Origin of the sequence: Celeribacter arenosi (assembly GCF_039539485.1) — a bacterium.
Taxonomy (GTDB): Bacteria; Pseudomonadota; Alphaproteobacteria; order Rhodobacterales; family Rhodobacteraceae; genus Celeribacter; species Celeribacter arenosi.
Genome location: NZ_BAABDF010000009.1, coordinates 1 through 1,034, shown reverse-complemented (window position 1 = coordinate 1,034; position 1,034 = coordinate 1). Strand labels below are relative to the sequence as shown.

At 57.6% G+C, this 1,034-nt stretch carries 1 protein-coding gene; it reads right to left on the bottom strand.

Annotated features, from left to right (window positions below; translation table 11 throughout):
- On the bottom strand, nt 1-1,034 hold a 1,034-nt coding region (gene tuf / locus ABD815_RS15085), incomplete at both ends, for an elongation factor Tu (RefSeq protein ID WP_344848698.1).

Sequence of the window (1,034 nt, the reverse complement as noted above, 5' to 3'; positions counted from 1 at the left end):
CTTCTTCCATGGCGATCGGTGCGATCAGTTCAACTGCGAACTTGAGGTTGTCGCCAGGCATCACCATCTCGGTGCCCTCGGGAAGCTCAACCGTGCCGGTCACGTCCGTTGTACGGAAGTAGAACTGAGGACGGTAGTTCGCGAAGAACGGGGTGTGACGGCCGCCTTCGTCTTTGGTCAGAATGTAGACCTCGGACTCAAACTTCTTGTGCGGCTTAACCGAACCCGGCTTACACAGAACCTGACCACGCTCAACGCCTTCACGGTCAACACCGCGAAGCAGCGCGCCGATGTTGTCGCCAGCTTCACCGCGATCAAGCAGCTTGCGGAACATTTCAACGCCCGTACAGGTGGTTTTCGTCGTGTCTTTGATGCCGACGATTTCGATTTCGTCGCCAACGTTGATCACGCCGCGCTCAACACGACCGGTCACAACCGTACCACGACCGGAAATCGAGAACACGTCCTCGATCGGCATCAGGAACGGCTGGTCAACAGCACGTGCAGGTGTCGGGATCCAGGTGTCGACAGCTTCCATCAGCGCACGGATCGAATCCTCGCCGATTTCATTGTCACGGCCTTCCATAGCGGCAAGAGCGGAGCCCTTGATCACAGGAATGTCGTCGCCGGGGTAGTCGTACATGGAGAGAAGTTCACGGATCTCCATTTCGACGAGCTCGAGAAGCTCTTCGTCGTCAACCTGATCAACCTTGTTCATGTAGACAACCATGGTCGGGATACCAACCTGACGACCGAGCAGGATGTGCTCGCGCGTCTGGGGCATCGGGCCATCGGCCGCGTTCACAACCAGGATAGCGCCGTCCATCTGGGCAGCACCGGTGATCATGTTTTTCACGTAGTCGGCGTGGCCGGGGCAATCAACGTGAGCGTAGTGACGGTTTTCCGTCTCATACTCAACGTGCGCCGTCGAGATCGTGATCCCGCGGGCTTTCTCTTCCGGTGCGCCGTCGATCTGGTCGTAGGCCTGGAAATCACCGAAGTACTTGGTGATCGCTGCCGTCAGCGTGGTTTTA